Consider the following 16,901-nt stretch of genomic DNA (forward strand, 5'->3'; position numbering starts at 1 on the left):
GGGATTAGGGCCGGGCCGACTTGCAGGCGGGATTGTAGGCCCAGTTGCGGTCCAGCCCGACCACGCACCATTCGACCCCCTGGCCCATGCTGGCAAAGCCACCATCCTCGATGATCGAGAAATGCACCGTGCGCACCTTGCCGTCATTCAGCACCACGTCGCCCGAACAATAGCGGCGCGGGATGTTGTCGGACTGCCAGGGACGGAAGGTGGTCTCATGGATGCGCGAATAGCCGGTGATCACCAGCGGGGAATTCCAGAACTGGCTCTCTTTTTCCTGGAACTGAGAGGCGATGGTGGGCAGCGCTGCCTCGCAAGGAGCCACCGCCCCGTCATATTTCGGCCCGGACAGCCAGAAGTTCAGCTCAAGTGGATTGGCGGCTTGCGCCGTCTGGGCGGACACCAACAGGCCAACCAGCAGGCCGAATGCGGTGCAGAGGCCAGTCTTGGTCAAGGAAAGAAGAGAGTTGCACATGGGAATCCGCCAATCTAACGCGGCGGACGGTGCCGCGAAGCCCGGGCGAGGTCAAGTGCAGCGCGGCAACACTGACGGAGAACTCCGCAAAACTCCGGCCCGCGATTCTTTTCACGGTCGCCCGCGCACTCTATGGTGCCGCTCAAGGATTTCAGGAGAGTCTGCAATGCGAAGGATTCTGGCCGCTGGCATGGTTGCCGCAGGCGCAATGCTGGCCGGTGCACCGGTTCACGCCGACTGGGTGCCCCCGTTCAAGGGCAACGATACCGGCGGCATCATCGCCTATTCGCTGGCAAGGCAGGTCGACGCTCGCCAGCTCGCGGTCGATCACTGCGCTTCCTACGGCAAGGTGGTGAAATTCCTCGCGGTGCAGCACACCGAGGGTGGCTACGTCTCCTTCTCCTGCCGCTGGGTGCCTTGGGGCGCCACCGAGCGGCCCCTGCGCACGCTTTATTGACCGGCGGCTCCGCCGGCTTCGCCGCATGAGACGACAGCTTGTCCTGTTCGGATCGGCCCTCTGCCTGGTTGCGCTGCTGCCGGGCGCGGCTCGCGCCGTCGATCTTCCGGTCCGCAAGGCGGGCCTTTGGGAGATGAAGATCATGCGCACGGGCGCAGCCACGCCCGAAATGACGATGCAGCATTGCACCGATGAGACCACCGACAAGGACATGAGCACGGCGGTCTCGCCGATGGCGAAAGATATCTGCTCCCAGCAGGAGATCCAGAAGACCGCGACCGGCTATGTCAGCGATTCGGTGTGCGGCACCGCTGGCGTCAACGTGACCTCGCATGCCGAGATTACCGGCGACTTCAACTCCGCCTATACGGTCAAGACGACCTCGCACGCCGATCGTGGCTCTGCGGGCGCGGTGCGCGATGCCACCGCCACAATCGAGGCCAAATGGCTTGGTCCCTGCAAAGCGGGCCAGAAGCCCGGCGACATCATCATGGCCGGTGGCATGAAGGTGAACGTCAAGGACATGGAAAAGCTGAAGGGCATGATCCCTAAGCTGCCGAGGTAGCTCTTGTCGTGGTCCGGATGGCGTGCGTCGGAGTCAGCTCGGACTCAAGGCGCCAATTACTGTGCCCTCTCCCCTTGTGGGAGAGGGCCGCTCAGCTATCTGAAGCGAGTTCGCTTGGGTGAGGGGTTCTCTCCACAAGCACCATCGCCCGTGGAGAGAGAACCCCTCATCCGGCGCTTCGCGCCACCTTCTCCCACAAGGGGAGAAGGGAAGAATGCTGTTACACCGGCACTCTCACGGTCGCGCGCAGGCCGCCCATCGGGCTGTCGCCGAGCATGATGTCGCCGCCATGCGACCGGGCGATGTCGCGGGCGATGGCTAGTCCCAGGCCGGTGCCGCCCTCGTCCTGGTTGCGGGCGTCGTCGAGCCGAAGGAACGGCTTGAACACCTCCTCGCGCATGTCCACCGGAATGCCCGGGCCGTCGTCGTCGACTGTGATCGTGAGATAGCGGTGGTCGCGGTGGCCGGTGATCGAGATCGTGTTGGCGTGCCGCGCCGCATTGGAGACGAGATTGCCGAGGCAGCGCTTGAATGAGGCCGGCTTCACGGTCACGACAGGCAATCCGCGGAAGGCGACGGTCGCGGTATGGCCGTGGCGTTCGGCGTCGGTGCGCAATTCCTCCAGCGCCATCGTCATGTCGGTCGGCTGCGCGATCTCGCCGGAGTCGCCGCGGGCGAAGGCGAGATAATCTTCCAGCATCATCGACATTTCGTCGATGTCCTTGCGCATGGCGTCGATCTCGGGGCCGTCGCCGAGCAGCGCGAGCTCCAGCTTGAAGCGGGTCAGGATCGTGCGCAGATCGTGCGAGACGCCGGCAAGCATCGCGGTACGCTGCTCGATCGTGCGCTCGATGCGCGCCTTCATCTCCAGGAATGCCTGCGCCGCGCGCCGCACCTCGCGCGCGCCGCGCGGCCGGAAATTCGGCGCCTCCCGGCCCTTGCCGAAGCTTTCGGCGGCGTCGGCCAGACGCAGGATCGGCTTGATCTGGTTGCGCAGGAACAGCACCGCGACGATCAAAAGGATCGTGGATGTGCCGAGCATCCAGAAGATGAAGATCTCCGAATTCGACGCGTAGGCGGCGCTGCGCAGCGCGAAGATGCGCATGATCGCGTCGTCGAGCTGTACGCGGATCTCGACCAGATTCGATCTGCCGACGGTGTCGATCCAGAACGGACGGCCGATCTGTCGCCCGAGCTGCACCGACAGCGTCTGGTCGAGCAGCGAAAAGAATGGCTTTGGCCCGGGTGGCGGCATGTCGCCGGAAGGCAGGAAATCGACCACGAGCTGCAGCCGCTGCGCGATCCGGCGCACCTGCGCGCGGTCCTTGTCCTGGGGATAGGTCTTGTAGACGTCGATGAGGGCGGCGATGTCCTGCACGACCGCGGCGGAGAGGCGGCGCGTCACCGTGTTCCAGTGCCGCTCCATGAACACGAACGCTACCACCGTCTGCAGCACCACCATCGGCACGATCATGATCAGCAGCGCGCGGGCATAGAGGCCGGTCGGCATCCAGCTCTTGAACGCGTTTCCCACCCGGCCATTGGCCCTGGAGACGCGCTGCGAGGCGTTACGGATCAGGCTCAGGCCCGTGTCGATGGTGCTCATGAACAAGTCTTAAGGCGAGGCCACCAGGCGATAGCCGATGCCGCGCACCGCCTGCAGGAACAAGGGATTGGCGGGGTCGCGCTCGATCTTGCGCCGCAGGCGGTTGATCTGCACGTCGACGGCGCGCTCGTTGACGGTGCCGTCGCCGGTCAGCGCGCCGCGCGGCACGGTTTCGCCCGGGCTTGTGGCGAGGATGCGCAGCATCTCCCGCTCGCGGTCGGTCAGATGGATGATCTCCTCGCCCTGGCGCAATTCACCGCGGTCGAGATGGAAGACGTAGGGGCCGAAGGCGATCTGCTCCAGCGTCTGCGCCGGCGGCGGCGCGCTACGCTTGAGGATGTTGCCGATCCGCAGCACCAGCTCGCGCGGCTCGAACGGTTTTGCCACATAGTCGTCGGCGCCGAGCTGCAGGCCCTCGATGCGGGCTTCCGCCTCGTGGCGCGCGGTGAGCATGATGATCGGCACCGATGAGGACGAGCGGATGAAGCGCGCAAGATCAAAGCCGTTCTCGCCAGGCATCATCACGTCCAGGATCAGCAGGTCGAAATTGAGTCCGAGCAGTTTGGCGCGCGCGTCGCTGGCGCTCATGGCAGTCGTGACGCGGTAGCCTTCGCCACAGAGAAAGCGCGAGAGAAGATCGCGGATGCGTCGGTCGTCATCGACCAGCAGCAGGTGCGGCGCGTCGTCAGCCGGTTGCATCGGCATTCGCGCCGTTGCTGCGGCAATGGTTGCTCCCTGCGTCACGTTCATTCCCTCGTCTTCCTGGGCGCGCTGCCGAAGATGGTCTCCAGCACCTTGTCGGGATCGTCACGGTCGATCATCGCGCGCAGGAACGCCCGCACGGTCTCGACGCCGCCCGGATCAAGGCCGGCAAGCGCGCGGTTGATGCGGTCGGTCTGCAATCCCGCCAGCTTGGCCACCAGCGCTTCGCCCTTGGCGGTGGCGTAAAGCAGCCGCTGCCGCCGGTCGTTGCTGCCGGTCTTCTGCAGGATGTAGCCTTCGTCGAGCAATTGCTTCAGCACGCGGCCGAGCGATTGCTTGGTGATGCGCAGGACGTCGAGAAGATCGGCGACCTTCAACCCGGGGTAGCGGGTGACGAAGTGCATCACCCGGTGATGGGCACGGCCGAAGCCGAACGCCTCCAGTTCCTGGTCGGCATCGCCGACGAAGTCGCGATAGGCAAAGAACAGGAGTTCGATGACGTCCCAGCGCAAATCCCCCGTCCGCGGCCCCGGAGCGGATACGTCCGTTCCCGGCGAATCGGGCTGTGCTGCTGCGGTTGAGAAATTTATGTCAGTCATATTGACGTATCTTGGGTTCAATGTTACAAAACTGCCGGTCACAACGAAATTTTAGATCGTTTCGTCCTTGGCAAAGTTTAGAACGACACGAGCAGACCAGTGGAGGCTTGGGCCGCAAATTGGGACTACCGTACGATTGTCGAGCGGCATTTCGACAAAACATACTGGACTTCAGCATCCGGCAAAAGCATGTCCTTGCGGACACGACGGCAATGGAAACCGGCCGCAAGGCTGGTGGTGACGTCCAGACCTATTAAGCCAGTAGGCCCGGAGAGGCCGGCGCCAAAAATGGCGTCGATTCCGATAGCGGGAAGCAAGGGCGGGAAGCAAAGGGATGAGTTTGAAATTCGAAATCCAGCCTGCGGCGAATCCGACGTCCGAGAAGGAGCGCGCGGCAAAGCTCGTGGACCCGGGCTTCGGCCGGATTTTCACCGATCACATGGCTCTGGTCCGCTACAACCAGGCCAAGGGCTGGCATGGCGCGCGCATTGAAGCCCGTACCAATTTCGGAATCGATCCGGCCCTGGCTGTCCTGCACTACGCGCAGGAAATCTTCGAAGGCCTCAAGGCCTACAAGCGCGACGACGGCGGCGTGAACCTGTTCCGTCCCGACGCCAATGCCCGGCGCTTCTGGAATTCGGCTGAGCGCATGGCCATGGCACCGCTGCCCGAGCCTGTGTTCATGGAGGCGGTCGAACAACTCGTGCGCATCGACCGAGCCTGGATACCGGGCGGCGAGGGCAGTCTCTACCTGCGGCCCTTCATGATCGCGAGCGAGGTCTTCCTCGGCGTGAAACCATCAGCGGAATACATCTTCGCCGTCATCGCCTCGCCGGTCGGCTCCTATTTCAAGGGCGGACCCGCGCCGGTGTCGATCTGGGTGTCGGAGAACTACACGCGTGCCGCGATCGGCGGCACCGGCGCCGTCAAGTGCGGCGGCAATTACGCCGCGAGCCTGCGCGCGCAGGCCGAAGCCATCGAGCACGGCTGCGACCAGGTCGTTTTCCTCGATGCGGTCGAGCGCCGCTACATCGAGGAACTCGGCGGCATGAACGTCTTCTTCGTGTTCGACGACGGCTCGCTGCTGACGCCGCCGCTCGGCACGATCCTGCCGGGCATCACGAGGGATTCGATCATCGCGCTTGCGAAGGATGCCGGCACGCGCGTGCGCGAGGAGGCCTACACGATCGACCAGTGGCGTGCGGACGCGGCCAGCGGGAAGCTGAAGGAGGCTTTCGCCTGCGGTACGGCGGCCGTGATCTCGCCGATCGGCAAGGTGTGTTCCACGAGCGGCGATTTTCTCATCAACGGCGGTGAGGCCGGCCCTGTCGCCATGGGGCTGCGCAAGAAGCTGGTCGACATCCAGTACAGCCGCGCTCCCGACCCGCACAACTGGATCAGAAAGGTGCTGTGACCGGCAGCGGAATCTCTTCCTCGAACCGCTCTTGCGGGCAAAGGGTTAAAGAGCCACGTTTGTCGCGCGGGCGGCTGATCACTCGACGTTTATGTTGTAAGTCAACGTGTATGTTGTAAGTCAACATTGACTTGCAAATCTTACAACGAGAGACATGGCTGAAAAACCCAAAAAGCCACAGAAATTGCGGGCGCGCCTGCCGCGCGGGCTCGAAGATCGTGGCCCGACCGCGATCGCCGCGACGCGCCGGATGACCGAGACCGTCCGCGAGGTGTTCGAGCGCTATGGCTTCGAGCCGGTGGAGACGCCGGCGATGGAATACACCGATGCGCTCGGAAAATTCCTGCCGGACCAGGACCGCCCGAACGAGGGCGTGTTCTCGTTCCAGGACGATGACGAGCAGTGGATCTCGCTGCGCTACGACCTGACCGCGCCGCTCGCCCGCTACGTCGCGGAGAATTTCGATCACCTGCCGAAGCCCTATCGCAGCTACCGCGCCGGCTACGTCTTCCGCAACGAGAAGCCGGGCCCCGGCCGCTTTCGCCAGTTCATGCAGTTCGATGCGGATACCGTGGGTAGCGCGTCGCCCGCCGCTGACGCCGAAATGTGCATGATGGCGGCGGATACGATGGAGGCGCTGGGGATTCCGCGCGGTTCGTATGTGGTGAAGGTGAATAATCGAAAGGTGCTTGATGGAGTGATGGAAAGCATCGGCCTCGGAGGCGAGGAGAATGCAGGACGACGACTTACGGTGTTGAGGGCGATCGACAAATTAGATCGACTTGGGGTTAGCGGAGTTCAAGAACTCCTTGGCGTAGGCCGCAAGGATGAGAGCGGTGATTACACCAAGGGAGCCGGATTAGACGCAAATCAGATTCGGAAGGTTGTTGGTTCAATGCTCACCGGCACTCCACAGTGGAGATCAGACGCAGATCCAGTGACAATTCCCGAGCAGGATTTTCTTGACCTCTTTAAGCGCGACTTCAGCGACAACGAAATGGCGTTGGCTGGTGCTGATGAACTCGGTTCCATTGCGGCCTTTTGTCGAGCGTCTGGCTATAGCGAAGACCGTATTCGTCTTGATCCATCTATCGTCCGCGGCCTCGAATACTACACCGGTCCCGTCTACGAAGTTGAACTCCTCCTCGACACCAAGGACGAGAAAGGCCGCCCCGTTCGCTTCGGCTCGGTCGGCGGCGGCGGTCGCTACGATGGTCTCGTCTCACGCTTTCGCGGCGAGCCGGTGCCGGCGACGGGATTTTCCATCGGCGTGTCGCGGCTGCAGGCGGCGCTGACGCTGCTGGGCAAGCTCGATACGCGGCCGCAATTCGGGCCTGTCGTGGTCACGGTGTTCGATCGCGACCGGGTCGCGGATTATCAAAAGATGGTCGCGCAACTCCGTAGCGCCAACATCCGCGCCGAGCTCTATCTTGGTAACCCCAAGAACATGGGCAACCAGCTCAAATATGCCGACCGTCGCAACTCGCCTTGCGTCATCATCCAGGGATCCGATGAAAAGGCGCGCGGAGAAGTACAGATCAAGGACCTGATCGAGGGCGCGAAGGCTGCCGCGGCGATCGCTTCGAACCAGGAATGGCGCGAGACCCGTCCGGCGCAGTTTTCCTGTGCGGAAGCTGACCTCGTTGCGAAAGTCCGCGAGGTGCTGGCGCGGCATGACGTGACGTGGGGATAGCTGAATTCGTCATACGCGGGCTTGACCCGCGTATCCATCTTCAAAATGATGGATTGCCGGGTCGAGCCCGGCAATGACGATCGGGCGAATGAACGACAACAAAAGGAGCGCTAAGAATGCCTGAGATCACCGTGAACATGGCTGCCGGCCGCACCGAAGAGCAGAAGAAAGGCATGATGCTCGACATCACCCAGGCGCTCGTCAAGAATCTCGGCGTCGACGCCGAAGCCGTCGTGATCCAGATCAACGAGGCGCCGCTTACCCACAAGATGAAGGGCGGCAAGACCTTTGTTGAGCGCGCCGCTGCGGCGAAGAAGTAGCTCCCGCAGCGAAGTAGTCGTCGTCCCCGCGAAAGCGGGACCCATAATCACAGGATTGCGTTGCGGCGCGAGCTGCCAATCGCCAGTCTCGTCAAATGACCTTCTGTGGTTATGGATCCCGGATCAGCGCTTACTTCGTTCGCTCGTCCGGAACGACGCCGTGTGTGAGGCAACATGGACGCCCGCGACGCGATCAAGATCGGGATGAGTGCCGAGCGCACCCTCGTGGTGCCGCCCGAGCGCACGGTCGGGCATTTCGTCCCTGATATGCCGATGGTCTATGCCACGCCGATGATGATCCTGGAGATGGAAATGGCCTCGGGCGATGCGATCCGAGGTGCCCTTCAACCTGGCTGGGTCACCTTGGGTACGGAGGTCGACATCCGCCATCTCTGGGCTGCGCCGGTCGGGGCGTTGGTGCGCACCACCGCAAAAGTCGTCGCGGTCGAACGCCGCGTGATCCGCTTCGAGGTCGAAGCTTTCCACGGAGAGCGCAAGATCGGCGCCGGCCGCCACGCCCGCGGCCTCGTCAATGTCGAGAATTTTACCAGGCGGCTCACGGGGCAGTAACCCTCCGCTCGTCATGCGCGGGCTTGACCCGCGCATCCATCGCGAAAGGGTTTCGCAATCACGATGGATTGCCGGGTCAAGCCCGGCAATGACGACTTGGCTTTAAGCTACTTCGCCAATTCCTTCGAGCGCCTCGTCGCGGCTGCAATCGCGCGGATCATCAGCGGCTGTAGCCCGTCGGTCGCCATCAGCACTTCCAGCGCAGCGGCGGTGGTGCCGCCGGGCGAGGTGACGTTCTGACGCAGGGTTGCCGCCGGCAAATCCGAGCGATGCAGCAGTTCGCCGGAGCCCGCCACGGTTGCGCGCGCGAGCTTGGTGGCGAGTTGTTCCGGCAATCCGGCCTCGACGCCGGCGCGCGCGAGCTCTTCGGCGAGCAGGAACACATAGGCCGGGCCGGAGCCGGAGACCGCGGTCACGGCGTCCATCAGGCCCTCGTCGTTGACCCATTCCACCGCACCAGTCGCGTGCAACAGCGCATCCGCAGTCGCGCGCTGCGTAGCGCTCACCTTGTTTGCGGCGACTGCAACCGTGATGCCGCGACCAATCGAGGCCGGTGTGTTCGGCATTGCCCGCACCACCGCACCGCCGCAGACTTGTTCGAGCGAGGCGATCGTCGTTCCGGCCATGATCGAGACGACAAGCGTCGATGGAGCAACCAGAGACTTGAGCGCCGCGCTGGCGTCACGGAACGATTGCGGCTTGACCGCGACCACCAGCGTGTCGACGGGGCCTGCGTCCTTGGGATTGAGGCGGACGCCCTTCGCGACAAGCGCGCTGATCTCGGCCGACGGCTGCGGATCGATCACAATCACACGCCCGGCATCGAGGCCTCCGGCGAGCCAGCCGGTCAACATCGCCCCACCCATCTTGCCTGCGCCGGCAAGCGCGATGGTCCCGGTGATATTTTGCAAGGTGTCGTTGTTACTCAAGGGCGTCACCACTCATGTCGTCCCGGGCTTGCGCGCCGCGGCGAAGCCTTGGCGTAGCCGGGACCCGGGACCCATAATCACAGTCGGTTCTAGTCAGCTGCAGAACGCGCGACAAGCATCAAACCGTCATTGCCGGGCTTGACCCGGCAATCCATCAAACTGAAGCATTCTTTGCAGATGGATGCCCGGGTCAAGCCCGGGCATGACGAGCGGGGTTCTAAGCCTCGCCCTCGGTCTCGAACATCGCGGCGCTCATTGCTTCCGCGGAGGTCTTGCCGGCCCACACCACGAACTGGAACGCCGGGTAGTAGCGCTCGCAGGCATGGATGGCGCCGACCAGCATGCTCTCGCATTGCGCAGTCGATGCGGTCAGCCCGCCGGGCAGCACCAGAGCCTGACGGTGCATGATCATGCCGGTGTGGGTCCACAGATCGAAATGGCCGATCCACAATTGCTCGTTGATGGCGGCGATCAGCCGCTGTGTCTCGGGGCGGCGCGCCGGTGGAATCTTCATGTCGAAGGCGCAGGCCAGATGCAGCGCCTCGATCTCGCTCATCCAGGTGAAGGAGAGCTGATAATCGGTCCAGTCGCCCTTGGAGACGATCGTGACCTCGTCGCCGGCGCGCTCGAACGCCCAGTTGTTATCCGCTGCAATATCCTCGACCACCGTGAGCGGATGGTTCTCGGAATCGATTATGCCTTCGAGGAGGGACATGCCGTCTCGACCTTTGTTCTTCTGACTTTGTTGGTACGCACGCGGAAGGCCGGCCTGCACCAGATAACGCATGGTTGCCGACTGCAGGCCCCCGTCGCCTTCCCGATCGCTCCGAGGCTTGCCAGGATGAAGTGATGTGATTTGCGGAATCCGCGCAACCGGGCCCCGAGTCCGTCCACAGCCAAAGGCGCGCTCGTCCACAGCTGATCGCCGCCATAATTGTTAATGCGAGAACAAACCGGAATCGGATTTGCGCGATCGTCGTAATCGTTAACGCGCGCCCGCGCGTCTCGGCTCGGGCAGGGCATTTGAGAGTTGCCAAGCGGCGCCAACAGGTGACCGAAGGTCGTCAAGGCTCGCGCCGGGCACATGGGGAACATGCCGATTCGCCATGCCAAGGCGCTTGCCGCGCGCCGCGATTTGGCCATAGCCTTGGACAGGTCGTCCATTCCGGGCGGCTGATGTTCTCAGGGCGGGGTGAAAGTCCCCACCGGCGGTGAGGGCCTTTGGCCCAAGCCCGCGAGCGCCTTGCTCCTCCCCGGGGCAGGGGTCAGCAGATTCGGTGCAATTCCGAAGCCGACGGTGAAAGTCCGGATGAAAGAGAACGGTTTGCGGCAGCCTCGCCATCGCGCGTGGCTACAGTCGTTTTCCGTATGCCCTGATTCTGGTCCTTAACGAGGAAAGCCATGAATCAGATGTTGCAAGACGCCGAAGTCCAAACTCCCGAAGCCGAAGAAGCCCAGTCGCCCGCGGGTGCCACGCCGGCAGCTGCGGAGCCGCCGCCGGCGCCGACGCACCCGCGTTTCACCAAGTCGCAGCGGGTTGCGTTCGTGCAGTCGTCCTGGCACCGCGACGTGGTGGAGGAATGCCGCATCGCCTTTCTTGCCGAGATGGAGGTGCGCCATGTCACCAATATCGACGTGTTCGAGGTGCCCGGCTCGTTCGAGATTCCGCTGCACGCGCAGATCCTGGCCAAGACGCGCCGCTACACGGCGATCGTTGCCGCGGGCCTCGTTGTCGACGGCGGCATCTACCGCCACGAATTCGTCGCCGACACAGTGATCAAGGCGCTGATGGACGTGCAGTTGCGCACGGAGGTGCCGGTGTTCTCGGCCGTACTGACGCCGCAGCAGTTCCACGAGACCGAGGTGCATTACGATTTCTTCCGCAAGCATTTCGCTATCAAGGGCGTCGAGGTCGCGGAAGCCTGCGCCAAGACCCTGCACAGCCTCGAGCGCCTGCGTGGCCAGGTCGCCGCGGGAATCGTGGGGTAACGAACGCCGTCATTCCGGGATGCGTGCGAAGCACACAGGCCCGGAATCCATTCGGCCGCGTTCTCTGCGGCGAGATGGGATTCCGGGTTCGCGCTGACGCACGCCCCGGAATGACAGCGTTGACGATGTCTAGTCGAACAGGCTCGACACCGACTCTTCTGCAGCGGTGCGAGCGATCGCCTCGGAGATCAGGCCGGCGATCGAGAGGGTGCGGATGTTGGCGGAATTTCTCACCGCTTCCGTCGGCAGGATCGAGTCGGTGATGACGAGCTCTTTCAGCTTCGACGAGGCGATCCGGGCAGCGGCACCGCCGGACAAGACGCCGTGGGTGATATAGGCGAACACTTCCTTGGCGCCGTTGGCGATCAGGGCGTCGGCCGCGTTCACCAGCGTGCCGCCGGAATCCACAATGTCGTCGATGAGGATGCAGGTGTAGCCGGCGACATCGCCGATCACGTTCATTACTTCCGACTCGCCCGGCCGCTCACGGCGCTTATCGATAATCGCCAGCGGCGTGTTGATGCGCTTTGCGAGGCCGCGTGCACGGACCACGCCGCCGACGTCGGGCGACACCACCATCACATTGCTGAGGGCGAAGCGCTCGCGGATGTCGCGCACCATCACCGGCGAAGCGTAGAGATTGTCGGTCGGAATATCGAAGAAGCCCTGGATCTGGCCGGCATGCAGGTCGAGCGTCATCACCCTGTCGGCGCCGGCATGGGTGATCAGGTTGGCGACCAGCTTTGCCGAGATTGGGGTGCGCGAGCCCGATTTACGATCCTGCCGCGCGTAGCCGAAATAGGGCACGACCGCCGTGATGCGGCGGGCGGAAGCCCGGCGCAGCGCGTCGGTGATGATCAGGAGTTCCATCAGATGGTCGTTGGCGGGAAACGACGTCGACTGCAGGATGAAGACATCGGAGCCACGGACATTTTCCTGGATCTCGACGAAGATCTCCATATCGGCGAAGCGCCGGACCACCGCCTTGGTCAAGGACATCCCGAGTCCGTCGGCGATTTGCTGCGCGAGCACAGGATTGGAATTGCCCGCTACCAGCTTGATCGCGCCGTTCTTGGCCGACATGGACGCTTCTCCCCGGGGTTTGCTCGATACCATGTCCAACATCTCAAGTACCTACAGAACCGGCGGGTTTCGATGGGCGACGAGATATCAGGCGAGGGATGCAGCGGCAACCCGTCACACCCGTTTTCCCGGCGAAAAAATGACAGCTTTTTGACGATCCCGAATGTTTAGTTAGCGCTGTAGCCGAGAGCCACGACCCCGGATTCTTCCGGTGTAGGAGCGCTCGCGACCGCAGGTCCGCGCCGGCTGGGCGTCGTCGCTTCCGACGGCGCATCGCTCGGGCCGCCATTGATCATGTTGCTGAGGCCGCTCAGGCCCGCTTGTGCGATCTTGCGCAGGACCAGGTCGTCGGCGACAGCCCAGGCGTCGCGGCCGGCCTTCCCGGCCGGTTCTTCGCCGGAGAGTCGCAACGCGCGCTGCTGGTTGGCGTCATAGACGTCCCAGACCCAGGCGATGATGGTCTTGCCGCGCACGACCTGCGCCGAGAGATAGCTGCGCACCCGATAGGCGGCCGCGCTTTCGCGCGATACGATCGAGAGATCGCGGAGTTTCGATTCGCTGTCGAGCACGCCCACCATGCGGTCGAACACCTGCGGCGGCGGGCCGTCGATCGATTCGAATGCGATCGTCGGTCCATTACCGCCGGCCATTGCATAGGCATTGCTTGCCGCGCCGCTGTTGGCGCAGCCGCCGAGCGCGCAAGCCGCAATCAGCAACGTTGCAGCCAATACCGCGCGGGCAATTCGGGAGACAGTGACGATGGTGGCGCTCATCGTCTCCCGATATCGTTAAAATACGTTAAGGTCTAGGGCGGCGAGGCCACCGCGTCAGTTCGACGGATTCCAGGATTGGATCGAAATTTTCGTTGAAGTTTAAGCACTTCCGCCGATCGCGGTCATTTTTCGAGGGCGATGGCGTGAACGTGGCGGCCATAATCGCCTTCGTTCCGATGCACCGAGCGGCGGTAGCTATAGAAGCGTTCGTCAGAATAGGTATCGATACCGATGTCGTCGATCATCAGGATACCGGCGTTCTCCAGCCGCGTCCGGATGTAGCCGCCGAGGTCGAACATCGCGTGTCCTTCACGTTCGCCGGGCAGGAAGAAGAGAGCGTTGTCTGCATCGGCCTCCACAAAACGCGCGACGAATTCAGGCCCAACTTCATAGGAGTGCTGGCGGATCAGCGGGCCGATCGCGGCGACGATGCCGCTGCGGTCCGCGCCGAGCCTTTCCATCGCCTCAACCGTCGATTCCAGCACGCCGGTCAGCGCACCCTTCCAGCCGGCATGCGTTGCACCGATCACGCGGGCGTTGGGATCGGCGAACAGGATCGGGCCGCAATCGGCCGCGGTGACGCCGATTGCAAGGTTCTCGGTCCGGGTGACGATAGCGTCGGCCTTTGGCCGCGCATCGCTCGCCCATGGCGTGGTGGCGACCACGACATCGGGCGAATGTACCTGATAGAGCGTGAGCAGGCGGCCTGGCCCGACCCCCATGCGCTCCGCCATGCGCCGGCGGTTTTCCGCAACGTTGTCGGCGTCGTCATTCGAGCCGATGCCGCCATTGAGGGCGGCATAGATGCCCTCGGACACGCCGCCTTCGCGCGAGAAAAAGGCATGGCGCAGACCAGGAATGGCTGAGAGCAGCGGGGAAGCCAGATTCATGAACGTTCCGCGTCTTGTGGGTAGTCGCTCAAACCCGCGATCGAAGTGAGCTCCGGATGGGAGATTGCCATTGCCTTGAACATCGAGCCCATGCCGCCGCGGCCGCTGTCAGTCAGTCGTTTCAGGGCACCGGCGATCTCGGCGGAGACTTCGGGCGTGGCTTTTGCCATCAATCCGGCGGCACGCGCCTCGATGCCGAGGCGCTTTAAGAATTCGCCCTGCGTCACCGGGCCGTGGACTCGTGCGCCGACATCTTCGGCGGCGCGTGCCAGCGCCTCGAAATCGACATGGGCGGTGACATCGGTCTGGCCTGGGTTCTTCAGCGGATCGGCAAAACTGTGGCGGGCGATGGCCTGAAAGGTGTCGCCGGCGTCGCTGCGCAGATGGCCATAATCAATGATCAGCGCCGCGCCGTCCTGGTCGCGCACGCGGGCAGCGACCTTCATGATCTCGGTGTCGGGCCGCCATTCGAACACCGCGGCAATGGGAGCGGCGCGCACCAGCGGCGGCAGCAGCACGTCGAAGCGCGGTATCGGCTCGGACGCGGTGCCGAATACGAGCTTGCCATTGCTGTCGAGCTGGATCACGCGTTCGTGCCAGCCGTTCTCGTGCTTCATCACCTGGTGGATCGGCAGCACGTCGAAATATTCATTGGCGAGGATCACAGCCGGGCCCTCGGGCACGTCGTCGATGCTCTCATGCCAGGTGATGTCGCTCACACCGGCCAAAGTCGCGCGCTGCTTCTCGCGCAGCACCGGATTGATCTCGACCAGATGCACGCTGAGCGACTGATAGAGCGGCGGCAGCACCCGCAGCGCCCGCAGGGCGTCCGCCATCATGGTGCCGCGGCCGGGGCCGATCTCGACCAGGTGCAACACCGGCGGCGAACCGATCGCGCGCCAGATCGACGCCGACCACAGGCCCAGGAGCTCGCCGAACATCTGGCTGACCTGTGGGGCGGTGGTGAAATCGCCCTCGCGCCCCAGCGGATCACGCGACACGTAATAGCCGTGCTCCGGATGCATCAGGCACAATTCCATGTAGCGCCAGACCGGCATCGGGCCGGATGATTTGATCAGCTTCTTGATCTCGGACAGCAGCGGCGAAACTTCGGTCACATCCATCCTTAAATAGAGCTCGGGGCCGGCTGCGGCGCCCTGCGGCGCCAAGCCATCACAACCATGATAATGCCGATAATAACCATCGGCACCGACAACAGCATTCCCATGGTTAGCCCGCCCCACAGGAATCCGAGCTGCGGATCGGGCTCGCGGAAGCGTTCGCCAATGATGCGGGCGATGCCGTAGATCAAAATGAAGCTGCCGAGCACGAGGCCGGGCCGCTTCAGCGCACCGATCCGGATCATCACCGCCAATATCGTGAACAGGAGAATGCCCTCGAGCCCGGCTTCATAGAGCTGGCTCGGATGCCGCGGCAGCGGTCCGCCACTGGGAAACACCATCGCCCAAGGCAGGCTTGGATCGGCGGGCCGGCCCCACAATTCGCCGTTGATGAAATTGGCCAGCCGTCCAAGGAACAAGCCGATCGGCGCAACCGCGGTGGTCATGTCGCCGAGCGACAGGATCGGGACGTGGTTTCGGAGCGCAAACCACATCACTGCGACGACGCAGCCGAGGAAGCCGCCATGGAATGACATGCCGCCCTTCCACAGCTCGAAGATCTCGGCGGGGTGCTGCACGAAGAACGGCAGGTTGTAGAACAGCACGTAGCCGGTGCGGCCGCCGACGATGATGCCGAGCGTGACCCAGAGGATGAAGTCGTCCATCTGGGTGAGCGTGATCGGCGCGGGGCCGCCCCACAGTTTTTCGTTCTTGATCATCTGCCGCGCATAGATCCAGCCGAGTACGATGCCGCAGATGTAAGCGAGCGCGTACCAGCGGATCGCGATCGGTCCGATCGAGATGGCGACCGGATCGAACACGGGGAAATCGATCAAGAGGAAGGGCATCGCACCTCAGGCTATGCGGATAGATTGCGGCGATAGAGCGCCAACAGTCGCTCCCAGTGCCGCTCGGCCGCGTCGCGGTGATAGACCGGGCGCTTCGGGAAGGCAAAGCCGTGATGGGTGCCGGGATAGATCTCGACCTCGTTGTTCGATCCCTTCATGCCGGCCTGCACTTTTTCGATGATCTCCATCGGCGCGTAGATATCGGTCTCGGCACAGGCGAAATAGAGCTCGGCCTTGGTTTTTTCGGCCGCCAGGTGCGGGCTGTCGGGCTGATCGGTCGCCAGATGTGTGCCGTAGACCGAGGCGGCGGCCTTCACGCTGTCCGGAAAATGCGTCGCCGCGTTGATGGCGTAGCGGCCGCTCATGCAGTAGCCGACAGTGCCGGCGATGCGCGTATTCGCAGCCCGCTGGCCCTCGGCATAGGCGAGCAGGGCCTTGGTGTCTTCCATCACCATGGGGATGTTGATCGAGTTCATCAATTCGAACATGCGCTTGCGCTCGGGTGATTCCGGATCGGGATTGATCGGCCCGAGCTCCATGACGCCGGCGCGGTAATAGAGGTTCGGCAGCATCACATAGTAACCGGACGTACCGAGGCGGCGCGCCATGTCGCGCAGCTCTTCGCGGATCGCCGGCGCATCCATGTAGAAGATGATCACTGGAAACCGGCCGCCGCGCTCGGGATGGGTGATGAAAGTGGTGGTCTTGCCGTCTTTGGTCGGAATATCGATCTGTTGGTCGATCATGGGCGTTTCTTCGGTTCTTTGTCCTTGGGCGCTGAATACGATTGCAGGGAAACCGGAGCATGACAAGACAAGTGGCATCATGGGTCATTTGCAGCCTTGAACCACGCGCTTTTGCTTGCCA

19 protein-coding genes and 1 riboswitch are annotated in these 16,901 nt (G+C 63.2%); of the genes, 7 read left to right on the plus strand and 12 right to left on the minus strand.

Going from position 1 to position 16,901, the window contains the following annotated elements:
• Positions 1–4 precede the first annotated feature (4 nt).
• Positions 5–475: a hypothetical protein gene (locus J6497_RS22070; protein ID WP_225706377.1), complete on the minus strand. Its 471-nt coding sequence runs from the start codon at positions 473–475 to the stop codon at positions 5–7.
• Between the two features lie 166 nt (positions 476–641).
• Here J6497_RS22070 and J6497_RS22075 point away from each other — a divergent pair, with 166 nt between their 5' ends.
• Positions 642–932, plus strand: coding sequence for a hypothetical protein (locus tag J6497_RS22075; RefSeq protein WP_225706378.1), 291 nt, complete (start codon positions 642–644; stop codon positions 930–932).
• A 25-nt stretch (positions 933–957) separates the two neighbouring features.
• Positions 958–1,497: a DUF3617 domain-containing protein gene (locus J6497_RS22080; protein ID WP_225706379.1), complete on the plus strand. Its 540-nt coding sequence runs from the start codon at positions 958–960 to the stop codon at positions 1,495–1,497.
• Between the two features lie 220 nt (positions 1,498–1,717).
• On the opposite strand, the gene J6497_RS22085 is transcribed toward J6497_RS22080, so the two are convergent.
• The 3 genes from J6497_RS22085 to J6497_RS22095 are packed head-to-tail and all read right to left on the minus strand — an operon-like array spanning position 1,718 to position 4,404.
• A complete protein-coding gene (locus J6497_RS22085) occupies positions 1,718–3,103 on the minus strand; it encodes an ATP-binding protein (RefSeq protein WP_225706380.1) in 1,386 nt (461 codons plus the stop codon).
• A gap of 9 nt (positions 3,104–3,112) precedes the next feature.
• Positions 3,113–3,853 carry a response regulator gene (locus J6497_RS22090; RefSeq protein WP_225706381.1) on the minus strand — a complete coding sequence of 247 codons (741 nt, stop codon included), beginning with the start codon at positions 3,851–3,853 and terminating at the stop codon, positions 3,113–3,115.
• Positions 3,850–4,404 (minus strand): MarR family winged helix-turn-helix transcriptional regulator, encoded by a 555-nt coding sequence (locus J6497_RS22095; RefSeq protein WP_225706382.1) that lies wholly within the window; start codon positions 4,402–4,404, stop codon positions 3,850–3,852. The genes J6497_RS22090 and J6497_RS22095 overlap by 4 nt, the downstream gene beginning before the upstream one ends.
• Before the next feature lie 334 nt (positions 4,405–4,738).
• Here J6497_RS22095 and J6497_RS22100 point away from each other — a divergent pair, with 334 nt between their 5' ends.
• The 4 genes from J6497_RS22100 (at position 4,739) to J6497_RS22115 (ending at position 8,401) form a co-directional block, all read left to right on the plus strand.
• Positions 4,739–5,818 (plus strand): branched-chain amino acid aminotransferase, encoded by a 1,080-nt coding sequence (locus J6497_RS22100; protein WP_225706383.1) that lies wholly within the window; start codon positions 4,739–4,741, stop codon positions 5,816–5,818.
• Between the two features lie 250 nt (positions 5,819–6,068).
• Positions 6,069–7,511: a histidine--tRNA ligase gene (hisS, locus tag J6497_RS22105; RefSeq protein ID WP_376708258.1), complete on the plus strand. Its 1,443-nt coding sequence runs from the start codon at positions 6,069–6,071 to the stop codon at positions 7,509–7,511.
• 116 nt (positions 7,512–7,627) lie between these two features.
• A complete protein-coding gene (locus J6497_RS22110; RefSeq protein ID WP_028163903.1) occupies positions 7,628–7,831 on the plus strand; it encodes a tautomerase family protein in 204 nt (67 codons plus the stop codon).
• A gap of 174 nt (positions 7,832–8,005) precedes the next feature.
• Positions 8,006–8,401 carry a thioesterase family protein gene (locus J6497_RS22115; protein WP_225706385.1) on the plus strand — a complete coding sequence of 132 codons (396 nt, stop codon included), beginning with the start codon at positions 8,006–8,008 and terminating at the stop codon, positions 8,399–8,401.
• A 107-nt stretch (positions 8,402–8,508) separates the two neighbouring features.
• On the opposite strand, the gene proC is transcribed toward J6497_RS22115, so the two are convergent.
• Both proC and J6497_RS22125 read right to left on the minus strand, forming a co-directional pair.
• Positions 8,509–9,330 carry a pyrroline-5-carboxylate reductase gene (proC, locus tag J6497_RS22120; RefSeq protein WP_249793685.1) on the minus strand — a complete coding sequence of 274 codons (822 nt, stop codon included), beginning with the start codon at positions 9,328–9,330 and terminating at the stop codon, positions 8,509–8,511.
• Between the two features lie 217 nt (positions 9,331–9,547).
• The gene (locus J6497_RS22125; protein WP_225706387.1) at positions 9,548–10,045 is read right to left on the minus strand and encodes a type III secretion system chaperone family protein; all 498 of its coding nucleotides are present in this window, start codon (positions 10,043–10,045) and stop codon (positions 9,548–9,550) included.
• Between the two features lie 459 nt (positions 10,046–10,504).
• Positions 10,505–10,655: riboswitch (FMN riboswitch) on the plus strand.
• A 76-nt stretch (positions 10,656–10,731) separates the two neighbouring features.
• Between J6497_RS22125 and J6497_RS22130 the strand changes: the two genes are divergently transcribed.
• The gene (locus J6497_RS22130; protein ID WP_225706388.1) at positions 10,732–11,319 is read left to right on the plus strand and encodes a 6,7-dimethyl-8-ribityllumazine synthase; all 588 of its coding nucleotides are present in this window, start codon (positions 10,732–10,734) and stop codon (positions 11,317–11,319) included.
• A gap of 129 nt (positions 11,320–11,448) precedes the next feature.
• On the opposite strand, the gene J6497_RS22135 is transcribed toward J6497_RS22130, so the two are convergent.
• The 6 genes from J6497_RS22135 to J6497_RS22160 all read right to left on the minus strand — a co-directional run bounded on the left by J6497_RS22135 (position 11,449) and on the right by J6497_RS22160 (position 16,780).
• Positions 11,449–12,402, minus strand: coding sequence for a ribose-phosphate pyrophosphokinase (locus J6497_RS22135; RefSeq protein ID WP_225706389.1), 954 nt, complete (start codon positions 12,400–12,402; stop codon positions 11,449–11,451).
• Between the two features lie 167 nt (positions 12,403–12,569).
• A complete protein-coding gene (locus J6497_RS22140; RefSeq protein ID WP_225706390.1) occupies positions 12,570–13,175 on the minus strand; it encodes a hypothetical protein in 606 nt (201 codons plus the stop codon).
• 122 nt (positions 13,176–13,297) lie between these two features.
• Entirely contained in the window at positions 13,298–14,065 is a 768-nt protein-coding gene (gene pgeF, locus J6497_RS22145) for a peptidoglycan editing factor PgeF (protein ID WP_225706391.1), read from the minus strand.
• Positions 14,062–15,183, minus strand: a complete 1,122-nt coding sequence (locus J6497_RS22150) for a class I SAM-dependent methyltransferase (protein ID WP_225706392.1) — start codon at positions 15,181–15,183, stop codon at positions 14,062–14,064. Before J6497_RS22150 ends, pgeF begins: the two co-directional genes overlap by 4 nt.
• Positions 15,184–15,191: 8 nt before the next feature.
• Positions 15,192–16,034, minus strand: a complete 843-nt coding sequence (gene lgt / locus J6497_RS22155) for a prolipoprotein diacylglyceryl transferase (RefSeq protein WP_225706393.1) — start codon at positions 16,032–16,034, stop codon at positions 15,192–15,194.
• 11 nt (positions 16,035–16,045) lie between these two features.
• On the minus strand, positions 16,046–16,780 hold the full coding sequence (locus J6497_RS22160) for a dienelactone hydrolase family protein (RefSeq protein WP_225706394.1): 735 nt from the start codon (positions 16,778–16,780) through the stop codon (positions 16,046–16,048).
• Positions 16,781–16,901: the final 121 nt, after the last annotated feature.

The sequence above is a fragment of the Bradyrhizobium cenepequi genome (genome assembly GCF_020329485.1).
Classification (GTDB): domain Bacteria; phylum Pseudomonadota; class Alphaproteobacteria; order Rhizobiales; family Xanthobacteraceae; genus Bradyrhizobium; species Bradyrhizobium cenepequi.